Source organism: Thermoflexus hugenholtzii JAD2, from assembly GCF_900187885.1.
In the GTDB taxonomy this organism is placed as follows: domain Bacteria; phylum Chloroflexota; class Anaerolineae; order Thermoflexales; family Thermoflexaceae; genus Thermoflexus; species Thermoflexus hugenholtzii.
Window position 1 is genome coordinate 38166 of the sequence record NZ_FYEK01000018.1, and the last position, 16430, is coordinate 54595.

Genomic DNA, 16430 nt, shown 5'->3' on the forward strand with positions numbered 1-16430 from the left:
GCGACCCTCCCGCTCAATCCCGGCGGAGCTCGCGGACGAGCTCTCCGCGCGGGTTATAGATCCGAATCAGGAGAGGCATCTGGCCGGGGAGGGCGTGGGTGGCGCAGCCGTGGCACGGGTCGTAGGCCCGGAAGGCCATCTCCACCAGGTTCAGGAGGCCGTCGTCGACCACCCCTCCTCGGATCACGGAGCGGGCGGCCTTGTCCACGGACATGGCGATGCGGGCGGCGTTGTTCTGGGTGGCGACGATGAGATTGGCCCGGGTGATGATCCCCCGCTCGTCGGTCTCGTAATGGTGGATCAGCGTGCCGCGGGGCGCTTCCACTACCCCGATCCCTTCGCGGGGGATGGCCGCAGGCAGGTTCCGCACGTGCGGGTCCAGGATCTCGGGATCGCGCGCCAGCTCCTGCATCCGCTCGGCGGCGTAGAGCAGCTCGATGAGGCGAGCCCAGTGGTTGGCCAGGGTGTGGTGGACCGGCTTGCCGCCCAGGGTGGCGTAGAACTGCTCATATGCCTCCTGAGCCCGCGGGGTGGCCATGCCCTCCGCGGCGTTCAGACGCGCCAGCGGGGCCACGCTGTAAATCCCGCTTTCCGGCCCATCGGTGAAGCCTTTCCATCCAACATCCCGGAGGTAACAGAACTTGATGTAGCTCCACGGCTCCACATGCTCGGCGATATGCCGGAGGTAGTCGCGGGCCGGGAACTTCAGGAACTCCCGCCCATGGGGGTCCACTACCCGGAGCCATCCGTCATAGAAGTTCACCCGGTTCCGCTCGTCCACCAGGCCCATGTAATAGGTGCGGTGGGTGTAGGCCTCCGAGCGGATCCATTCCACATACTGCGGGTTCCTGAGGACGATGTCCTCAAACAGCTTCAGGCTGAAGAGGGCGAACTCGACGGCCCGATCGGCTCCGGCCAGGAAGGCCTCCCGGTCCTCCGGGGTGAGGGCTTTGGCGATGCCGCCGGGGAGCCCGAAGACCGGATGGATGACCTTGCCGCCCACCCGGGTGATGAGCTCGCGCAGCTGTTTGCGCAGCCCGATCACCTCCCGCCCGATCTCCAGGCCGACGCGGGCCAGGACCCCCAGGATGTTCCGTTCGGCGCGGGGCGCTGTCGGGCCGACGACGAAATCGGGCCCGCCCAGGAAGTAGAAGTGCAGAGCATGGTCTTCGACCATGAAGGTGCAGTAGATCAGCTCGCGGATCTTCTTCGCCGCCGGCGGGGGCTCCACCTGATACAGGTCATCCAGGGCTTTGGTGGCTGCCATGTGATGGGCGGTGGGGCAGACCCCGCAGATCCGGGAGGTGATCTGGGGCATCTCCTCGGCGGGACGGCCGACCACGAACTTCTCAAAGCCCCGCAGCTCCGGGACCTGGAAGTAAGCCCGTTCCACATCCCCTTTTTCGTTCAGGAAGATGTGGATCTTGCCGTGCCCTTCCAGGCGGGTGATCGGGTCGACCACGATCTCACGACGGCTCATCGGGTCCTCCCTTCCTGGACGCGCCGGCCGTTCCCGGCCCGCCGGTGGAGCAGCGAGGCCGGGAGGCTGTAGCGATAAAACAGGCCAACTGGGTCAGGGATGCCTTCCAGGATGCGCTCGATCTCCGCCTCCTCGGTGGCGTCCAGCAGCGAGGCCAGGGCGGAGAGGGCCTTCGCGCCGCCGTCCAGGACGCGGCTGGTAGGCCCCAGACAGCCGGTGCAGGGCATGTTCCCCTGGATGCAGGCGGCCCCGCAGCCGCTGCGGGTCGCCGGGCCCAGGCAGATGATTCCCTGGGCCAGCAGACAGGTTTGCGGGTCGATGAGGACCTGATGGGGGCGCTTGAGGTCCTTCAGGGCCAGCCGCTCCGGCTTGGTGGGCTTGCGAGGGCACTCGGCACACAGGGCCACGTCCGGGGCCAGCACGGAGCCCCTGGGCGGCAGCTGCCCCTCCAGAAGCGCTTGGAGGGCGCTTCGGATCAGCCCCACCGGCGGCGGACAGCCCGGCAGGTAGTAATCGACCTCTACGGTCTGGTCCAGGGTGCGAACGGCTTCGTCGAAGGCGGGCAAGGTGAGGAGGCCCTCGTCCACCTCGATGCGCGTCTCCGGGCGCACCCGCTGGGGGTTGTGGACCGTGGGCGCTTCTTCATAGACGTAACGGAGGATCTCCTCCCGGTCGAAGAGGTTGGCCAGCCCGGGGACGCCGCCCATATGGGAGCAGCTGCCGAAGGCGATGAGGAGGCGGGCCTTGGCGCGCAGAAGATGGGCCATTTCCACCTGCTCTGAGGTCCGGATGGCGCCGTTGATGAAGGCGGCGGCCAGCTCCCCGTCCGCCAGCCGTTCCACGTCCTCCCGCTTGAAGTCCAGGGCCACCGGCCAGAAGGCGATCTCCACCGCCTCCACGACCTGGAGGATCTCCTCAGCCAGGTCGACGATGGCCTCCTCGCAGCCCCCGCAGGAGGCGCACCAGTAGAAAGCCACCTTCGGCTTGCTCATGGCTGCGCTCCTTCCCGGACGGCGGGCTGAGGCCCGGGCTGGGCGGGCGCCGGGAGGTGGATCCGCCCGGGCCGCGGAGCCAAGCGCAGGGGCCCCAGCCGGCGGATGGTCTCGGTGAACTCGTTCGCCACCTTCTGGACGCGGTCTCCTTCGGAGGCGGAGATCCAGACCAGCCGCAGGCGCTCCTCTTCGATGCCCAGGTCCCGCAGCAGGCGTTTCAGCAACAGGTAACGGCGCAGGGCTTTATAGTTGCCCTCCTGGTAATGGCAATCGCCCGGGTGACATCCGCCGATGAGGACGCCGTCGGCGCCCTGTCGGAAGGCGGCCAGGACGAACTGAGGATCCATTCGCCCGGAGCACATCAGACGGATGATCCGGATGTTGGGCGCATAGGTCATGCGGGCGGTCCCTGCCAGATCGGCCGCCGTGTAGGTGCACCAATTGCAGAAGAAAGCGACGATGCGCGGCTCGAAGGAATCGCCGTTCCCTGCCGGTCGCTCAGACATAGGCCAGCACTCCTTCGATCTCCTGGAGGATCTGGGCATCTTCGAACAGATGCTGACGAGCTGCGCCGGACGGGCATGCGGCGACGCAGGTGCCGCACCCCTTGCAGAGGGCCTCGTTGATGACGGCCACCCCTCGGGCCTCATCGAAGGAGATGGCGTTGTAGGGGCAGAGGCCGATGCAGGTCTTGCAGCCGGAGCACAGCTCTTCGACGATGTAAGCGGTGTTGGGCTCCAGCTCCACGTAGCCCTTATCGATCAGGGCCATGGCTTCCGCCGCCGCCGCCCCTGCCTGGGCCACGCTGTCCGGGATGTCCTTAGGGCCCTGACACGCGCCGGCCAGGAAGATGCCGTCCGTGAAGGTGGAGACGGGGGCCAGCTTGGGATGGCGTTCCAGGAAGAAGCCCTCCTTGCTGCAGGAGATGTTGAACATCCGTCGCACGGCATCGGCGTCGGGCTGCGGCTCCAGGCCCACGGCGAGGACCACCATGTCCACCGGGATCCGGCGCACCACCCCGATCAGGGTGTCCTCCACTCGGATGATCAGCTTGCCCTCTTCCTCGGGGGTGACGGCCCAGTCGGTGACCTCTGCCACACGCCCCCGGATGAAGTGCACCCCTTCTTGGAGGAGACGATCGTAGAACTCCTCGTAGCCCTTCCCAGGGGTACGCATGTCGATGTAGAAGTTGTAGACCTCAGCGCCGGTCCGCTCCTTGATGAGATGGGCCAGCTTGAGGGAATACATGCAGCAGACCCGGGAGCAGTAGCGGTTGAACCGCTCGTCCCGGGATCCCACACAATGGATGATCCCGACCCGCTGGGGGATGCGCCCGTCCCGCAGCCGCACCTCCCCCCCCGTCGGGCCGGCGGCGTTGACCAGGCGCTCCACCTCCAGGGCGGTGTAGACGTTGGGGTATTTCCCGTAGCCGTATTCGGGGATGCGGCGCGGATCGAAGGTTTTGAAGCCGGTGGCCAGGATGATGGCCCCCACCTCGATCTCCTCGATCCGTTCCTGCTGTTCGAAATCGATGGCCTTCCGTTCGCAGGCCTCCAGGCACGTCCGCTTGCACTTGCCGGTCTTAAACCAGATGCATGTCTCGGGGTCGATCAGGACCACCCGCGGGGTGGCCTGGGGGAAGGGGATGTAGATGGGCTTGCGTTTGCCCAGGCCCAGGTTGAACTCGTCCGGGAAGCGGGCGTCTTTATAGACGCAGGCGTCGATGCATTGCAGGCAGCCGACGCAGAGCTCCTCGATCACATAGCGGGGTTTCCGCCGCACCCGGACCCGGAAGTTGCCCACGAATCCCTCGACCCCGATGACTTCGGAGTAAGTCCAGAGGGTGATGTTGGGATGGGAGGCCACGGCGGACATCTTGGGGGTCAGGATGCAGGCAGCGCAGTCGAGGGTGGGGAAGGTCTTGTCGAACAGGGCCATGTGGCCGCCGATGGTCGGCTCCCGCTCCACCAGATAAACGTGCTTCCCGGCATCGGCCAGGGTGAGGGCGGCGTGGATCCCGGCGATGCCGCCGCCGACCACCAGGACCCGATCCTTCACCGGCACCCGCCGGCGCTGCAGGGGCTCGTGGAAGATCACCCGCCGGACGGCGGCCGCCACCAGGGCCTTCGCCTTCTCCGTCGCCTCGCGGGGATCCTCGGTGACCCAGCTGACGTGCTCGCGGATGTTGACCATCTGGAAGAAGAAGGGGTTCTGGCCGGCCTGCTCCAGCACACGGCGGAAGGTCGCCTCATGGAGGAGCGGAGAGCAGGAGGCCACCACCACCCGGTTCAGGTTCAGCTCGCGGATGTCCTCCCGGATCAGCTCCTGGCCGGGATCCGAGCACATGAACTTGTATTCACGGGCCACGACCACAAAAGGCAGCGTCCGCGCGAACGCCACCACCTCGTGAACATCCACCTTCCCGGCGATGTTCAGGCCGCAATGGCATACATAAACGCCGATGCGAGGCGCCCCGTCCGGATAGACTTCATGCCCGCCCATGGACTCCTCCCTTCGCGAAAGCCCCCACGGGCTGGATCAAAGGGACCATCAGGCGCTGCATCCCGAGGGCCTGCGGCGGGAGACCCATCGCCAGCCCGATGAGCTGGGTGAAGTAGAGAACCGGCATGGCGTTCAGATCCGGATAGCGCCGCCGGATCTGATCCTGATAGGCCTCCAGGTTGAACTGGCAGAGCGGACAGACGGTGATGATGCAGTCAGCCCCCCGGCGCTGAGCCTCGCGGAGGAGCAGGTAATTCAGGCGCAGACCCACCTCCGGTAGGGTCCCGGTCAGGCTTCCCCCGCAACAGTGCGTGCGAAGGGCCCAGTCCACCGGCTCTGCGCCCAGGGCGCGGACCAGATCGTCCAGGGTGGTGGGGCGATGGGGATCGTCGAAGAGGGCGTAAGGCCGCACGATCTGACAGCCGTAGTAGCACGCCACCCGCATTCCCCGAAGGGGATGCTGCACGCGGCGGGAGAGCTCCTGCAGGCCGACGTCGTGGACCAGCACGTCCAGCGGGTGGCGGATGCGGACGCGGCCGCGGTAGCAGAGCCCTTCTTCCTTCAAGGCGGTGGAGATGCGCTGGCAGAGGGAGGCCTCCGTGGCCAGACACTGCTGCGTTTTCAGGAGGACCAGGTAGCACGCGCTGCACGGGGCGATGAGCTCCACCCCGTCGGCGGGGGAGGGATTCTGCGCTTCCGCCAGGGCGAGGTTGCGAGCCGCCAGGGCGAAGGCCTGGCGCTCGTCAATGGACATATACGTGGTGGCTCCACAGCAGTTCCAGTCCTCGAGCTCAATGAGGGGAGCTCCCAGGGCTTCGAACACCGCCCGCAGGGATTCCTCGTAAGCCCGGCCGGTCCCTTTCAGCGAACACCCGGGGAAGTAGAGATAGGCCATCGCGAGCCCTCCTTTTCTTCGGCGACCCGAAGCACCCGCTGCAGCCCCGGGCGATCCCGGATGCGCTCCGGGCGGAGCGGGAAACGTCCCCGGCGCAGCAGCTTCCATCCCATCGGCGCCATCGCCAGGATGCGGAGGGGATACGCCTGCAGGTAGAGCTTCAGGACCGTCCAGCTCTCGGTGAGGCGCCCGTTGCGGCGGACGGTCTCGTAGAACAGGCGGGCCAGGAGGGGGGTGGGGAAGCGCCGGGGATGGATTCCCTCCCGGATGGCGTAGCGCTTGAGGGCATACATGACGTCTGTGATGCGGATCCCCTTCGGGCACTCGACCGTGCACGCATAGCACGAGGCGCACAGCCAGATCGTCAGGCTGCGCAGGACCTCCTGTTTGAACCCCTCGCGGACCATAGCGATGATGCGGCGCGGGGTGTAGTCCATATATAGGCTGAGGGGACAGGCGCTGCTGCAGGTCCCGCACTGGATGCATTCCATCAAGGAAGGGGAGCCGCTCAGCGCGATGATCTCCCGGGCGAACGAGGGGTCCAGTTCCGCCTCATAGCGGATGCGGCGCTCCAGGGCGGCCATGCGCCGGCTCCTTTCTCTAACGGCGCTGGGGTCCGATCTGTCCGCATGTGTCACGCTCCTCCCGTTCCCACCTCAACCGGGAGGAGGTCCGAGATACCATCCCCAGCTTCTATTCCAGCAGATCCCCGGGAGGCAAAAAGTGAAGAATTTCACATTATATGGTGAAAAAGATCACAAGGAGGGGTGGGCTCCGGGGAATCGTGAAAAACGCCCCGGGGGTCTACCCGGGGCGCTTGGGGTTCCGCGAGTGGCGAGGGTGGGACTCGAACCCACAACCCGCCGATTATGAGCCGGCTGCTCTGCCACTTGAGCTACCTCGCCAGTCTGTCATTATTATAACGCCGTCGAGGCCGAGGCGTCAACGCGGCCGGGTGCCTGGGTGTGTCCCAAAATCGCAGGACAACTGCTCGCGGTTGTCCTACAAGGCGGCCAGGCCCGACAAAATCGGGACACACCCGGGATCGAGGCGCGGGATCCCAGGGCGGGGATCCTGGGCCAGCCGGTGGACGTCCGGGGAGGGACCACGGGGCATGGTCGGCTGGGGATCCGGGAGTCGTGGATCGGTCTCTTGCGGGCCCTCAGCGCCTGAGCCGACCGGGGCCTAAACCTGCGGATCGGCCTACAATCATGCAAACTGAAACCCCTGTTTACGGGCTTCGATCGATGGAAGCAGGAAGAAATCCGGGGATCAAGTTCCACGGATCCCGGGACGGCTTCTGCGGATGCCCGGCCATCCGCAGGGATGAAAGGAGCGTCTCCATAACGTAGATGGGGCGATTCCGATGCGTGACGGAAGGGGATGGGGGACAGCGATCGCGCTGGCCCTGGTCGGGCTGGGGCTTCTGAGCCTGTGGAGGGCCGGGCCGGCCCTGATGGATTGGGCTTACACGGTGACCGGGGAGGAGAACCCCCTCGCCCGCCTGCGGGGTGTCCTGCATTATCTCACCAACCCCTTGCGCCCGGCTCCCCTGCTGGCCCCCGACGTGCCGGTGGCCCACACGGAGGATCCCCCCTTCGGCATCAACACCTTCCTCGAGCAAGAGGTCGAGCCGGAGAAGCGGGAGCGGACGGTGCGCATGATCGCCGAGGCGGGCTTCCGCTGGATCCGACAGGAGTTCCCCTGGGCGGACATCGAGATCCACGGCAAGGGGGATTTCGAGGACCGCCGGCATCTCCCGCATCGCTCGGCCTGGGAGAAATACGACCACATCGTCGCGCTGGCAGAGCGCTACGGCCTGCGCCTGATCGTGCGGCTGACCAGCCCGCCGGCTTGGTCGCGCCGTGACGGGGAGGCCCGGGGCGCCTTCGCCCCACCGGACAATCCAGAGGATTTCGCCGATTTCGCCGAGGCGGTGGCCCGTCGCTATCGGGGACGGGTTTTCCACTATCAGATCTGGAATGAGCCCAACATCGCCCCGGAGTGGGGCTCCTGTCCGACCTGCGCCGTGGACCCCGAGGCGTATACGGACCTGTTGTGCCGGGCCTATCGCCGGCTGAAGGCCGTGGACCCCCGCATCGTGGTCATCGCCGGGGCCCTGGCCCCCACCCTCTCCCTCAACCCCTATCCGCCCAACGGGATCAACGACGTCGTCTTCCTGGAACGCATGTATCGGGCCGGGGCAGGATCCTGCTTCGATGCCCTCTCCGTCCAGGGCTACGGCCTGTGGTCCGGGCCCACGGACCGCCGCCTGCGACCCTACGTCATCAACATCAACCGGGCCCTTTACATCCGGGATGTCATGGTGCGCCATGGGGATGCGCACAAGCCCATCTACATTGCGGAGATGGGCTGGAACGCGGTGCCGGACTGGGTGGGGGACAAGCGCTTCGGCCAGGTGACCGAGGAACAGAAAGCCCGCTATCTGGTGGAGGCTTTCGAGCGCATCCGGCGGGAGTGGCCATGGGTGGCGGTGGCCAGCGTGTGGTTCTTCAAGCGGGCCTCGGATCGGGAGCGGGATCAATCGTTCTATTACTTCGCCATCGTGGAGCCGGACTTCACGCCGCTGCCGGCTTATCAAGCCCTCAAGTCCTATCTCCATCAGCCTCCCCGGATGGACCCCGGGGTCCACACGGCGGCCCACTGGGCGCTGCGTTGGGAGGGCCCGTGGGCGGAGGCGGGGGAGGGCGCCCGTCGGGGCGCTCCGGGAGCCCGGGTGATGTGGACCTTCTACGGCGGACGGCTGCGCCTGGAAGGGACCAGCGAGGGGGATGCGCGCCTTCGGGTGGCGCTCGACGGCGGGCCGCCTCGGGCGTTCCGTTTGCCGGCAGGAAGCTGGGCGGTGGAGCTTCCGAGCGGGGTGGGTCTGCATTCGGCAGAGGTCACCGTGGAAGCAGGGACCGTGGTTCTGGCACGCATCCGGGTGGGGCGGGAGGGGGAGGCGATCTCGCCGGCCCTCAGCCTGGGATGGCTGGCCGGGCTGATGGGAGGGCTCCTCTACCGAAGCGCCCGATGGCGTTCTCAGGAGCACAGGGACGCGCCTCCCGATGACCGGCCTCCGCCCCCGTGAGGGACGGTGTGCCTCCCGGCACAGATCCCCCGGGCCGAAAGCCCGCGCTCAAAATGGACGGATCGGTCAGGTTTTAGGTCATTCTCAGATTGTGAAGAGGTTCACTGGCCTTGGCATCCGACCTCCGTTATTGTGGCAATGGAATAATCATTAGGAGCTTGGGGCTTCGACCCCTCGAGAGGACACCCCTCGGGGAGGCTGCGGATGCGGACGACCGTCTACTGGGCGATCGGAGGGGTGATCGGTGTGCTCATCGTCGCCGGGCTGGGCGCGCTATTCCTCACCCCTCAGGGCCTCGGCGCTTATCTATCTGATGATCCGCAAGCCTGTAACAACTGCCACGTGATGAACGCTTCCTACGAGGGCTGGTTCCACGCCGCCCATCGCCGGGTTGCGGTGTGCAACGATTGCCATACTCCCCATGAGTTCCCCGCCAAATGGGCGACGAAGGTCACGAAGGGAATCCAACACGTCTACTTCTACACTACGTATCAGATCCCCGCCCAGATCCGTGCAGACCCGTTGACCCAGCAGATCGTTCAGGCGAACTGCGTGCGCTGCCATTTCAATACGGTCTCCGGTCAAAGTGGATTGCTTCAGGGGGAGCGGTTCTGCTTCGATTGCCATCGCACGGTGGCCCATGGGGAACGCCGTTCCATCGCCTTCGGCACCCTCTCCGAAAGGAGGTGAGGATGTTCCAGCGAATGCCGCCGCTCTGGCTACGAATTACGGGTCTGGTGGCCCTGGTGATCGTGCTGGGCCTGGCCCTGGCGCTGGTGATCGTCCAGCTGCGCGGGCCGCGCCTGGAGGTGGTGCGGCCGGTGGCCATTCCCGAGGGGGAAACGAACCCCGCGGTATGGGGCTTGGCCTTCCCCCGGGAGTATGAGAGCTGGCTCCGCACCAAGGAGGGCCGCAAGACCCTCTACGCGGGCTCGGTGCCCTTCGACAAGCTGGAGGAGGATCCCCGCTTAAAGATCCTATGGGAGGGCTACCTCTTCGCCGTCGAATGGGGGGAAGACCGCGGGCACGCCTACTCCGTGGAGGACACGCTCAAAAGCAAGCGGCGCCAGGCCCTGGCCCAGAAGCGCGGCGGGGTGACCCCGGGGACCTGCTGGAGCTGCAAGTCAGCCGATGTCCCCCGCCTGCTGGAGGAGATGGGCCCGGCGAACTTCTACGCGGCCTCCTTCGAAAAGCTCTATGAGGAAGGGAAGGTGAAGCATCCGGTCTCCTGCGCCAACTGCCACGACCCCAAGACCATGGCGCCTACGATCCAGCAGGTGGCCCTGAAGGAGGCCCTCCAGAAGCTGGGCAAGGACATCCATCAGCTCACCCGCCAGGAGCTGCGCACCCTGACCTGCGCCCAGTGCCACGTGGAGTATTACTTCGCGAAGGAGCCCAAGGATTACTTGGTGTTCCCGTGGGAGAAGGGGACCCGCTTTGAGGACATCGAGGCTTACTACAACGAGCGCAAGTTCGCGGACTGGACCCATCCCTCCACCGGCGTGCCGCTGGTCAAGTTCCAGCATCCAGAATATGAGATGTATACGGCTAACTCTACTCACTATCTGGCCGGGGTGGCCTGCGCGGACTGCCATATGCCCTTTGTGATCGAGGGTGGGATCAAATACACCTCCCATCAGGCGGCCAGCCCGTGGCATCGCATGGAGCAGGCCTGCGGCACGTGCCACCTGGACATCCCCTTCATCCGAAAGCGGGTGGAGATCATCCAGACGACCACCAAGGCCCTTCAGGATGCGGCGGAGATGGCCCTGGTGGAGGCCGTCGAAGCCCTGAAGGCGATCAAGGACAACCCCAACGCGGATCCCCAGCTGGCGGAGGAGGCCCGGACGCTGTTCCGCAAGGCCCACATGCGCTGGGATTTCGTGGCCGTGGAGAACTCCCTCGGCTTCCACAACCCCCAGGAGGCCATGCGGTTGCTGGCGGAAGCCATCAACTACGCTCGCCAGGCCCAGCTGAAAGCCGTGCAGGCCCTCCAGCGGCCGCAGGCCCAGGCTGCCACCCCGTAACCTTGCCCTTTGTGGTCGATCTGTGGGGCCGGGCCCGCTGAAGGCCCGGCCCCGTTGTTTCATGCTTGGCCGCTCGCGAGCCCCCAGCGTGCGATAGAATAAAGAGCACATGGTGGGGGCACATATGACGCGGGTTCTGGTGATCGATTACGGGATCGGCAACCTGGGGAACGTGGTGCGGGCGCTCCAGCGCCTGGGCGCCGAGGTGCGGCTGAGCGAGGATCCGGCGGACCTGGAGTGGGCGGACCGCCTGATCCTGCCCGGCGTGGGGGCCTTCGGGGACGGCATGGCCGGCCTGCGGGCCCGGGGCTGGGTGGCGCCGCTGCGGGCCGCCGTCGCCGCCGGCAAGCCTCTCCTGGGCATCTGCCTGGGGATGCAGCTCCTCTTCGAGGAAAGCGAAGAGATGGGCCGCTACACCGGCCTGGGGTTGCTGGGGGGCCGCGTCCGCCGTTTCCCTCCTGAAGCCGGGAAGATCCCCCAAATCGGATGGAACCAGCTGGAGCGTCAGGGCGACCATCCCCTCCTGCACGGAGTCCCGGACGGCGCCTACGCTTATTTCGTGCATGGGTATTATTGCGAGCCGGAGGATCCGGAGGTGGTCATCGCCACCACGGTTTACGGGATCCGCTACGCCTCGGCGGTGGCCCACGGGCCGGTGATGGGCGTCCAGTTCCACCCCGAAAAAAGCCACCGCGTGGGCCAGCGGATCCTGGAGAACTTCTTGCGCCTGTGAGACCCCCAATGGTGCTGGAGCTGATCCCTTCCCTTGATTTGCTGGAGGGCCAGGTCGTCCGCCTGATCCAGGGGGACCCCCGCCGTCGGATCGTGTATCCGTTGGATCCCCTGGAGCAGGCGGCGCGCTGGGCGGAAGAGGGCGCCCGCTGGCTGCACGTCGTCCACCTGGATGGCGCCTTCGGGGCCTCGGGGGCCAGCGCCGCGGCGATCGCCCGCCTGGTCCGGGAGGCCCCGCTCCAGGTCCAGATGGGCGGCGGCCTGCGCAGCCTGGCGGACTTAGAGCGGGCCTTCTCCTGGGGGGTTGCGCGTGCGGTGGTGGGGACCATGGCCGTGCGGGATCCCGCATCCTTTGAGGCCGCCCTGGCCCGCTTCGGGCCCGAGCGCCTGGTGCTGGCAGTGGAGGTGCGAGGAGGGCAGCTGACCTGGGCGGGCTGGCAGGAAGCGGCGGGGGACCCCGAGGCCTTCGCCCGGGCGTGGGCCGCGCGGGGAGTGTGCCGGGTCCTTTATACGGACACGATGCGGGACGGCACCCTCGCCGGGCCGGATGTGGAAGGAGCCCTCCGGATCGCCCAGGCCAGCGGCGCGCGGGTGTTGCTCTCCGGGGGCGTGGGGACCCTCGAACACGTGGAGGCGGCGGCCCGCGCGGCGGCCCACGGCCTGGAGGCGCTGATCCTCGGCCGGGCGCTGCATGAGGGGCGGTTCACCCTGCGCGAGGCGATGAGGCGCCTGCGTCCGACCGAACCCGGAGGCCCCAGATGATGCGGCCGCGGTTCTTTCTCCCGATGGCGGAGCGGGAGCGCCTGCTGGACCGGCTGCGGGCGCAGGTGGAGAGGGAGGCGGAGGTCGAGTTCGCTACCGTCTTCGGCTCCTTCCTGGATCCCGAGCTGCCCTTCGCGGACATCGACGTCGGCCTGGGGCTGGCCCTGGGGGCGGACCCCGAGCGCTATGAGATCGATCGCGCCGCGGACTGGAGCGTCGCCCTGGGCTATCCGGTGGATGTGGTGGTCTTCACCCGCGCGCCGCTGGGGCTGCAGGTTCAGATCCTGAACGGCCGCCCGTTGCTCATCCGCGATGTGGAGCGCTTCGTGGAACTCCTGGAGCGGACGGGCTGGGAATGGATGCACTGGGAGCCTTATGTCCGCCAATTCCTGAGGGAGCTGTTGCCGTGAAGGTCGATCCGGAGCGTGTGGCCGGCTCAGCGTAGGCCCAAATTCCGTATCAAAGGCGAGGTGAAGATGGCGCTGGCCAGGCGTATCATCCCGTGTCTGGACATTCGTGCTGGGCGGGTGGTCAAGGGGGTGCGGTTCGTTGACCTGCGCGACGCCGGGGACCCGGTGGCGCACGCTCGGTTCTATGAGGAGGAGGGGGCTGACGAGCTGGTCTTCCTGGATATCACCGCCTCCGTGGAGGACCGCGGGATCCTGCTGGAGGTGGTGCGGCGCGTGGCGGAGGTCCTCTCCATCCCCTTCACCGTCGGCGGGGGGGTTCGGGATGTAGAGGATTTCCGGGCCCTGTTGCGGGCGGGGGCGGACAAGGTGAGCATCAACACGGCGGCGGTGCAGCACCCCGAGCGGATCACGGAGGCGGCGCGGCGTTTCGGCTCCCAGTGCGTGGTGGTGGCCATCGACGCCAAACGGGTCGGCCCGGACCGGTGGGAGGTCTACATCCACGGCGGGCGCACGCCCACCGGGCTGGACGCGGTGGCGTGGGCCCGGGAGGCCGAGCGCCGGGGGGCCGGGGAGATCCTGCTCACCAGCATCGACGCGGACGGCACCCGGGAGGGTTATGATCTGGCCCTCACCCGCGCCGTGGCCGAGGCGGTGGGGATCCCCGTCATCGCCTCCGGGGGAGCGGGGGCGCCGGAGCATTTCTACCGGGTCTTCACCGAGGGGAAAGCCGACGCGGCCCTGGCCGCCTCCCTCTTCCATTTCCGCGAGCTCCGCATCGCCGATCTCAAGCGCTATCTCGCGGAGCGCGGGATCCCTGTCCGCCTGGTCTGACCGGACGAAGCGGATCGCCAACATCCTCTCAGGAGAGGTGCCGAATGCCCACTCGCACGTATCGCTTCTTCGATCTGGTGATGGCCCTTTTCGTCACCGTGCTCATCGTGAGCAACATCGCCTCCTCCGCCAAGATCGTCGATTGGGGGGTGAGCCTCTTCGGCGTGCGCCTGGCCTTCGACGCCGGCACGATCCTCTTCCCGGTGAGTTACATCTTTGGGGATATCCTCACCGAGGTCTACGGCTACCGCCGCTCCCGCCGGGTGATCTGGACCGGTTTCGCATGTCTCGCGTTGAGCGCCTTCGTCCTGTGGCTGGTGCGGATCCTCCCCGGGGATCCGGAATGGGAGCGATACGCCGGCCAGCGCGCGTATGAAGCGATCCTGGGAGGGATGAGCACTGGCGGCATCGTCCTGGCCAGCCTCTTGGGCTACTGGTCGGGCGAGTTCGCCAACTCCTTCACCCTGGCCCGGATGAAGATCCTCACCCGCGGGCGCTACCTGTGGTCCCGCACCATCGGCAGCACCCTGGTGGGGCAGTTGGTGGACACCGGGGTCTTCGTCACCGTGGCCTCTCTGTTCGGGGTGTTCCCCTGGACGCTCTTCGCGACCCTGGTGCTCACCAACTATCTGTTCAAGGTCGGCGTCGAGGTGGTGATGACCCCGGTGACGTATCTGGTCGTGGGCGCCCTCAAGCGGCTGGAGCAGGAGGATTATTACGACTATGACACCGATTTCAACCCCTTCCGGCTGGAGCTCGGGATCTGAGGAGACGCTGCGCCCGGCGGTGGTGCAGGACGCGGTCACCGGCCGGGTGCTGATGCTGGGCTGGATGAACGAGGAAGCCCTCCGGCGCACCCGGGAGACCGGGGAGGTGCACTTCTGGAGCCGATCCCGGGGCCGCCTCTGGCGAAAAGGTGAGACCTCCGGGAACGTCCTGCGAGTGGTGGAGATCCGGCTGGATTGCGACGCGGACGCGGTCCTGGTGCAGGCCCTCCCGGCCGGCCCGACCTGTCACACCGGCCGGCCCAGCTGCTTTCATCGTGAACCGGAGGGGGGCGAGATCCCTCCGCCCCCTGGCTCGATCCTCCACCGCCTGGAGCAGGTGGTGGGATCCCGGCGGGATCATCCGGAGGCGGGGTCCTACACCGCGCAGCTGTTCGCCGCCGGCCCCGATGAGATCGCCAAGAAGATCGGGGAGGAGGCCGTCGAGGTGCTCCTGGCCCTCCGGCATCAGCCTGACCGCCGGGTCCTGGAGGAGGCGGCGGATCTTCTTTACATGTTGACGGTGGGCCTGAGCCTGCGCGGCTTAAGCTGGGACGCGGTGCTCCAGGTCCTGGCGGAGCGCCGGGGGCTTCGCTGATCTTCAGGGAGGAGAAGGCGATGGAGATCTACCGGTGGGAGGCGCTGGATCCGGAGACACGCCGTCGCCTGTTGCTGCGGGCCCGGTCGGATCTCACGGAAGTGCTCCCCGAAGTGAAGGCCATCCTGGAGGACGTGCGCCGACGGGGCGACGCGGCGGTGCGGGATTACATGCGTCGCTTCGATGGGGTGGACTGGCCGCCGTCGCAATGGCGGGTGAGCCGGGAGGCCATGGCGGCGGCCTGGGAGGAGCTCACCCCGGAGGTTCAGGAGGCCCTGCGCCGGGAGGCCGGGGCCGTCCGCCGCTTCCACGAGGCACAACGAGAGCGGCCGATCTGGCTGATGGAGATGGCCCCCGGGGTGCTGGCCGGTCAAATCATCCGGCCCCTCGATTCCGCCGGGCTTTACATCCCGGGCGGCCGCGCCGTGTATCCCACCATCGTCCATGCCCTGGGGATCCCCGCCGCCGTCGCGGGCGTCCCCCGCATCGTGGCCTGTACCCCGCCGGCCGGGCGTCACCCGGCCGTGCTGGCCGCGGCGGAGGCAGCCGGGGTCACGGATTTCTTCTTGGTCGGCGGGGTGGCCGCCATCGCGGCGATGGCCTACGGCACCGAGACCATCCCGCGGGTGGACAAGATCGTCGGCCCTGGCAACATTTATGTCTTGGCGGCCAAGATGCTGGTGATGGGGGAGACGGCCATCGACATGCTGGCGGGCCCGACGGAGGTGGTGGTGCTGGCCGATGAGACCGCCCGCCCCGACTGGGTGGCGGCGGAGCTCTTGGCCCAGGCGGAGCACGATCCCCAGACCTCGTGCCTCCTGGTCACCCCTGTCGAGGACCTGGCTTGGGCGGTGCGCCGGGAGATCGAGCGTCAGGGCCCGGCGCTGCCCCGCTGGTCCATCGCCCGCCAGGCCCTGGAAACCTACGGCGGGCTGATCGTCACCGCGGACTTGGAGACGGCCATCGCGGTGTGCAACGCCTACGCGCCGGAGCACCTCGCGATCTACACCCGCGATCCCTGGGCCATCCTCCCGCGCATCCGTCATGCCGGGTCGGTCTTCCTGGGGCCGTGGTCGGCGGTGGCAGCGGGGGATTACGCCACCGGGACCAACAACACCCTGCCGACGGGGGGCTGGGCCCGGGCGGCCTCCTCGGTGTCGGTGGACACCTTCATCCGGCGGATCGAGGTGGAGGCCCTTACGGAGGAAGGGCTGCGCCACCTGGCCCCGGTGATCACCACCCTGGCGGAGGTGGAGGGGCTCCACGGCCACGCGGCCTCCGTCCGCATCCGGCTTTCGGAGGGCGGAGAGGGCGCTGGGTTTGACAGGCCCTCCAGAGAAAGTTAG

16 protein-coding genes and 1 tRNA gene are annotated in these 16430 nt (G+C 67.4%); 10 read left to right on the forward strand and 7 right to left on the reverse strand.

The window, feature by feature from the left end; translation table 11 throughout:
• Positions 1 to 13: 13 nt before the first annotated feature.
• From CFB18_RS04355 to CFB18_RS04385, 7 genes are all read right to left on the reverse strand, one after another.
• Entirely contained in the window at positions 14 to 1480 is a 1467-nt protein-coding gene (locus CFB18_RS04355; RefSeq protein ID WP_088570585.1) for a Ni/Fe hydrogenase subunit alpha, read from the reverse strand.
• Positions 1477 to 2472, reverse strand: coding sequence for an NADH-quinone oxidoreductase subunit B family protein (locus CFB18_RS04360; protein ID WP_088570586.1), 996 nt, complete (start codon positions 2470 to 2472; stop codon positions 1477 to 1479). The genes CFB18_RS04355 and CFB18_RS04360 overlap by 4 nt, the downstream gene beginning before the upstream one ends.
• Positions 2469 to 2978 carry a hydrogenase iron-sulfur subunit gene (locus CFB18_RS04365; RefSeq protein WP_088570587.1) on the reverse strand — a complete coding sequence of 170 codons (510 nt, stop codon included), beginning with the start codon at positions 2976 to 2978 and terminating at the stop codon, positions 2469 to 2471. Before CFB18_RS04365 ends, CFB18_RS04360 begins: the two co-directional genes overlap by 4 nt.
• Complete coding sequence (locus CFB18_RS04370) at positions 2971 to 4974, reverse strand: CoB--CoM heterodisulfide reductase iron-sulfur subunit A family protein (protein WP_088570588.1); 2004 nt, start codon at positions 4972 to 4974, stop codon at positions 2971 to 2973. Before CFB18_RS04370 ends, CFB18_RS04365 begins: the two co-directional genes overlap by 8 nt.
• Positions 4961 to 5869: a CoB--CoM heterodisulfide reductase iron-sulfur subunit B family protein gene (locus CFB18_RS04375; RefSeq protein ID WP_088570589.1), complete on the reverse strand. Its 909-nt coding sequence runs from the start codon at positions 5867 to 5869 to the stop codon at positions 4961 to 4963. The genes CFB18_RS04370 and CFB18_RS04375 overlap by 14 nt, the downstream gene beginning before the upstream one ends.
• Positions 5836 to 6453, reverse strand: a complete 618-nt coding sequence (locus CFB18_RS04380) for a 4Fe-4S dicluster domain-containing protein (protein WP_088570590.1) — start codon at positions 6451 to 6453, stop codon at positions 5836 to 5838. Before CFB18_RS04380 ends, CFB18_RS04375 begins: the two co-directional genes overlap by 34 nt.
• A 248-nt stretch (positions 6454 to 6701) precedes the next feature.
• Positions 6702 to 6774 (reverse strand) — tRNA-Met (locus tag CFB18_RS04385).
• Positions 6775 to 7235: 461 nt separating this feature from the next.
• Between CFB18_RS04385 and CFB18_RS04390 the strand changes: the two genes are divergently transcribed.
• From CFB18_RS04390 to hisD, 10 genes are all read left to right on the forward strand, one after another.
• Positions 7236 to 8960 (forward strand): cellulase family glycosylhydrolase, encoded by a 1725-nt coding sequence (locus CFB18_RS04390; protein ID WP_088570591.1) that lies wholly within the window; start codon positions 7236 to 7238, stop codon positions 8958 to 8960.
• A 204-nt stretch (positions 8961 to 9164) separates the two neighbouring features.
• Positions 9165 to 9650: a cytochrome c nitrite reductase small subunit gene (nrfH, locus tag CFB18_RS04395; protein WP_088570592.1), complete on the forward strand. Its 486-nt coding sequence runs from the start codon at positions 9165 to 9167 to the stop codon at positions 9648 to 9650.
• A gap of 2 nt (positions 9651 to 9652) precedes the next feature.
• Complete coding sequence (locus CFB18_RS04400; protein WP_200808074.1) at positions 9653 to 10987, forward strand: ammonia-forming cytochrome c nitrite reductase subunit c552; 1335 nt, start codon at positions 9653 to 9655, stop codon at positions 10985 to 10987.
• Positions 10988 to 11111: 124 nt separating this feature from the next.
• The gene (hisH, locus tag CFB18_RS04405) at positions 11112 to 11720 is read left to right on the forward strand and encodes an imidazole glycerol phosphate synthase subunit HisH (protein ID WP_088570593.1); all 609 of its coding nucleotides are present in this window, start codon (positions 11112 to 11114) and stop codon (positions 11718 to 11720) included.
• An 8-nt stretch (positions 11721 to 11728) separates the two neighbouring features.
• Positions 11729 to 12481 (forward strand): 1-(5-phosphoribosyl)-5-[(5-phosphoribosylamino)methylideneamino]imidazole-4-carboxamide isomerase, encoded by a 753-nt coding sequence (locus CFB18_RS04410; RefSeq protein ID WP_088570594.1) that lies wholly within the window; start codon positions 11729 to 11731, stop codon positions 12479 to 12481.
• On the forward strand, positions 12478 to 12891 hold the full coding sequence (locus CFB18_RS04415; RefSeq protein ID WP_088570595.1) for a nucleotidyltransferase domain-containing protein: 414 nt from the start codon (positions 12478 to 12480) through the stop codon (positions 12889 to 12891). Before CFB18_RS04410 ends, CFB18_RS04415 begins: the two co-directional genes overlap by 4 nt.
• A gap of 66 nt (positions 12892 to 12957) precedes the next feature.
• Positions 12958 to 13722 carry an imidazole glycerol phosphate synthase subunit HisF gene (gene hisF / locus CFB18_RS04420; protein ID WP_088570596.1) on the forward strand — a complete coding sequence of 255 codons (765 nt, stop codon included), beginning with the start codon at positions 12958 to 12960 and terminating at the stop codon, positions 13720 to 13722.
• Between the two features lie 44 nt (positions 13723 to 13766).
• Positions 13767 to 14489, forward strand: coding sequence for a queuosine precursor transporter (locus tag CFB18_RS04425; protein ID WP_088570597.1), 723 nt, complete (start codon positions 13767 to 13769; stop codon positions 14487 to 14489).
• Positions 14446 to 15084, forward strand: coding sequence for a bifunctional phosphoribosyl-AMP cyclohydrolase/phosphoribosyl-ATP diphosphatase HisIE (gene hisIE / locus CFB18_RS04430; RefSeq protein ID WP_088570598.1), 639 nt, complete (start codon positions 14446 to 14448; stop codon positions 15082 to 15084). The genes CFB18_RS04425 and hisIE overlap by 44 nt, the downstream gene beginning before the upstream one ends.
• Positions 15085 to 15104: 20 nt before the next feature.
• On the forward strand, positions 15105 to 16430 hold the full coding sequence (gene hisD, locus CFB18_RS04435; protein WP_088570599.1) for a histidinol dehydrogenase: 1326 nt from the start codon (positions 15105 to 15107) through the stop codon (positions 16428 to 16430).

Bases quoted from the DNA above. Each gene is read 5' to 3' on its own strand.
- CFB18_RS04390 (WP_088570591.1), top strand. From the start codon at position 7,236: ATGCGTGACGGAAGGGGATGGGGGACAGCGATCGCGCTGGCCCTGGTC.
- CFB18_RS04355 (WP_088570585.1), bottom strand. From the start codon at position 1,480: ATGAGCCGTCGTGAGATCGTGGTCGACCCGATCACCCGCCTGGAAGGG.
- hisF (WP_088570596.1), top strand. From the start codon at position 12,958: ATGGCGCTGGCCAGGCGTATCATCCCGTGTCTGGACATTCGTGCTGGG.
- CFB18_RS04365 (WP_088570587.1), bottom strand. From the start codon at position 2,978: ATGTCTGAGCGACCGGCAGGGAACGGCGATTCCTTCGAGCCGCGCATC.
- CFB18_RS04415 (WP_088570595.1), top strand. From the start codon at position 12,478: ATGATGCGGCCGCGGTTCTTTCTCCCGATGGCGGAGCGGGAGCGCCTG.
- CFB18_RS04410 (WP_088570594.1), top strand. From the start codon at position 11,729: ATGGTGCTGGAGCTGATCCCTTCCCTTGATTTGCTGGAGGGCCAGGTC.
- CFB18_RS04375 (WP_088570589.1), bottom strand. From the start codon at position 5,869: ATGGCCTATCTCTACTTCCCCGGGTGTTCGCTGAAAGGGACCGGCCGG.
- CFB18_RS04425 (WP_088570597.1), top strand. From the start codon at position 13,767: ATGCCCACTCGCACGTATCGCTTCTTCGATCTGGTGATGGCCCTTTTC.
- hisIE (WP_088570598.1), top strand. From the start codon at position 14,446: ATGACACCGATTTCAACCCCTTCCGGCTGGAGCTCGGGATCTGAGGAG.
- nrfH (WP_088570592.1), top strand. From the start codon at position 9,165: ATGCGGACGACCGTCTACTGGGCGATCGGAGGGGTGATCGGTGTGCTC.
- hisD (WP_088570599.1), top strand. From the start codon at position 15,105: ATGGAGATCTACCGGTGGGAGGCGCTGGATCCGGAGACACGCCGTCGC.
- CFB18_RS04400 (WP_200808074.1), top strand. From the start codon at position 9,653: ATGTTCCAGCGAATGCCGCCGCTCTGGCTACGAATTACGGGTCTGGTG.
- CFB18_RS04380 (WP_088570590.1), bottom strand. From the start codon at position 6,453: ATGGCCGCCCTGGAGCGCCGCATCCGCTATGAGGCGGAACTGGACCCC.
- CFB18_RS04370 (WP_088570588.1), bottom strand. From the start codon at position 4,974: ATGGGCGGGCATGAAGTCTATCCGGACGGGGCGCCTCGCATCGGCGTT.
- CFB18_RS04360 (WP_088570586.1), bottom strand. From the start codon at position 2,472: ATGAGCAAGCCGAAGGTGGCTTTCTACTGGTGCGCCTCCTGCGGGGGC.
- hisH (WP_088570593.1), top strand. From the start codon at position 11,112: ATGACGCGGGTTCTGGTGATCGATTACGGGATCGGCAACCTGGGGAAC.